This window comes from Rhodopirellula maiorica SM1, assembly GCF_000346295.1.
Lineage (GTDB): Bacteria > Planctomycetota > Planctomycetia > Pirellulales > Pirellulaceae > Novipirellula > Novipirellula maiorica.
The window spans coordinates 1-2567 of record NZ_ANOG01000445.1 but is presented as its reverse complement, the minus strand read 5'-3'; the positions used below and the strand labels follow the sequence as shown (position 1 = coordinate 2567).

General features: G+C 54.1%; 3 protein-coding genes. All 3 read right to left on the bottom strand.

The window, feature by feature from the left end; all coding sequences use genetic code 11:
• Positions 1–30: 30 nt before the first annotated feature.
• The gene (locus RMSM_RS14135) at positions 31–1047 is read right to left on the bottom strand and encodes a DUF1559 domain-containing protein (protein WP_008697183.1); all 1017 of its coding nucleotides are present in this window, start codon (positions 1045–1047) and stop codon (positions 31–33) included.
• A gap of 301 nt (positions 1048–1348) precedes the next feature.
• A complete protein-coding gene (locus tag RMSM_RS14130) occupies positions 1349–1948 on the bottom strand; it encodes an RNA polymerase sigma factor (RefSeq protein WP_052031632.1) in 600 nt (199 codons plus the stop codon).
• 378 nt (positions 1949–2326) lie between these two features.
• Positions 2327–2567 (bottom strand): hypothetical protein (locus RMSM_RS42575; protein WP_040766597.1); only part of this gene is annotated, 241 nt, incomplete at its 5' end.

Here is a 2567-nt window from a genome sequence, read left to right as displayed (position 1 = left end):
ATTGTTTCAATGGAAGATTGTCGCGGCGACTTAAGGTACCGCAACCACTTCGCGACCCGCTCGTGTGGACAAGCCTTGCCACAGATCGAGATCGATCGAATCGGTGATGAAGCGAACCGAACCGTCCATCAGACATGTGTTCACTCCGCCGACGTGATAGCTTCGTGAGGTGACCGCTGCAAAGGTCTTGGGAATCGGCGCGGCCGCTGTCTTGCCTTCACGAAAGTTTGTGAAATCGACATCGTATTCAATGCCGTTTTCGGTGCACAACACTTTCTTGTTGGGCGAGAATGTCGTCGTGAACCCGCTTTGATGAACACGTCCATCCACCCATTCGGTATGGCCCGTTTCTGTTTTGAAAGATCCGCCGAGGGTACAGATCTCGTTCGTAAGGGTCGGCTTAGCGATATCACCGGTTTGAGAAAGGTCTCGATAGTAAGGGGTCCATGCTTTGACTTCGGAAAAAGCCAAGGTATTGCTTAAACCATCCAAGCAGTCACGGAATTTCAAATACCGATTAGCTGCAAACGATCCCTCACCAATTCCGTTGTCGTTGGGGTTGTAGGTAAACCACACGCCACCGTTGTAACCGTAGCTGAGAGGATAGTGTTCGGGACCATCATCCCCGAGTCGCTGCATGTCTTTGGGGTCACTTGGGCACAAATAAGTCGGCACGCGGTAGCTCGAGATGGGGACCGCAACCCCATCGACTTGCAGAGTCGCTCCGCCATACCCCGCTCCAAAGTCGATTGCCGAAGCAAGCGCGATCGCTTCGATGTAAGGCAAAATCCGAGCTTGAGTCGACCAACCATCACCGGACATCGCCGAAGGCGACCAAGCCGCGGGCAGTGATTTGGTAGCCGATTCATAATTGTGAACCGCCAAACCGATCTGCTTCAAGTTATTGCTGCAGCTCATGCGGCGAGCGGCCTCGCGAGCCGCTTGGACGGCGGGTAGCAAAAGTCCTACTAATACGCCGATGATCGCGATCACGACCAGCAATTCGACGAGTGTAAATCCAAAGTGACGTGGTGCACCTTTGGTCATGTTTATTCCTCCGGATGAGTGGCTATTCATTAGCGAACGCCGGTGACTTGGTATTGAGAATCAATCGCAACAAGGAGGAATTTAGTCATTCGCCTGATTATTCGCAACCACTAAAGCGAAAAAGAATCAGCCAAAATGCGGGGACGAGTAGGACACAGAAGGAGGAAAGTCGACCGCTCGCCGCGAGAACCCCGTTTCGCCAACACGAAGGGAGGCCATTGGCCCGCTAACTGGCGAACGCAACCATGCAAAAAAAAAAGCGGCCGGAATCAACTGGTGAGTGATTCCGGCCGCCCGACGTTTAGACGGCTTGTAGCACACCGTCTTGCATTTCTTTTTGCAATCGCTTTCGAGCGACGTGCAAGCGACGCTTGATCGTTCCGACGGGAGCATCAAATTCGTCGCTCATTTCGATCAACGACTTGCTGTGCAAGTAAAACGCCTTCAGCGTTTGTTGATCCAAATCGCCCAACCGATCGATGCTGTCGCGAACCACCGCCGCTTGCTCACGATCCTCGGCAAACGAATCGGGCGTTCCGACGGCGAAGCAGGTCGCTTCGAGCGTTTCGGGATCGCAGGCGATGGCGGTTCGATTTCGCGTCATGCGATTGATCGCCATACGATGCACGATTCGGCGCAACCAGCCACCGAACGCCTCCGGCACTCGCAATTGGTCGATCTTTTGCATCGCTTGGATAAAGACGTCCTGTGCGAGTTCTTCGGCTTCGTCAGCGTTGCGAACACGACGCATTGCCAATGCGACAATTCCGCCTCGGTACCTCTCGAACAATTCGCCGAAGGCATCTTGGTCGCCGTTTTGTACAGCCAAAACGAGTTCGGCCACAGTCGCCGTGCTGAGCGGGGTGTTGATGTCGAGGAAGCTATTTTCAGTGATGTTCATGTTTTCGGTCCTTCCGAAAATCAACCACGCACGGCAGCGATCTTTTTCTGGGATCGCAGAGGAAAGGTGGTTGTGGCTCTGCATCACGGTTGTCCGCGTGGAAATGACCACGGGGTAGGGATGCAGCAATGCCAAGGTCTGATTCGGTTCTGGGGCGTTTGATCAAAGAACAGAACGAAAACGCTCAAATTTCCTTGGTCAAACGAGGGAAACAATCGCCGGATCGCTTCGTGAATCGACCAAATTCGCTACACGGAATTTGACGACTCGCGAAACTTCGCGGAGGTGTCACCAGCTTTGGCGGTCAGAGAGCCTCGAATGCCAACGGCATCGCCGTGGCGTCCATCGGGGCACTGACCGGGTACGGAAAGAGGGGATTTAGCCTCTGCCAATACCAGCCGGATAATCCGCCGCTATCGCCACTTGTAGATGGCACAGCGGATTACCGGGTTTCAGCCCACGTTTGCTGGCATTCCACATCAAATCGTGATGGCTGATCTGACTCGGCCATAACGTGGATGTGGATGTCAACGTGCGCGTACCCGTGCAACACGACATCCCCAGAAGCATCCGCCCTAGCCATGAATGGAGGGCAAACGCGACGACGGTCGATACGGCG

Coding starts and splice junctions, on each gene's coding strand:
- RMSM_RS14130 (WP_052031632.1), bottom strand. CDS start 1,948: ATGAACATCACTGAAAATAGCTTCCTCGACATCAACACCCCGCTCAGC.
- RMSM_RS14135 (WP_008697183.1), bottom strand. CDS start 1,047: ATGACCAAAGGTGCACCACGTCACTTTGGATTTACACTCGTCGAATTG.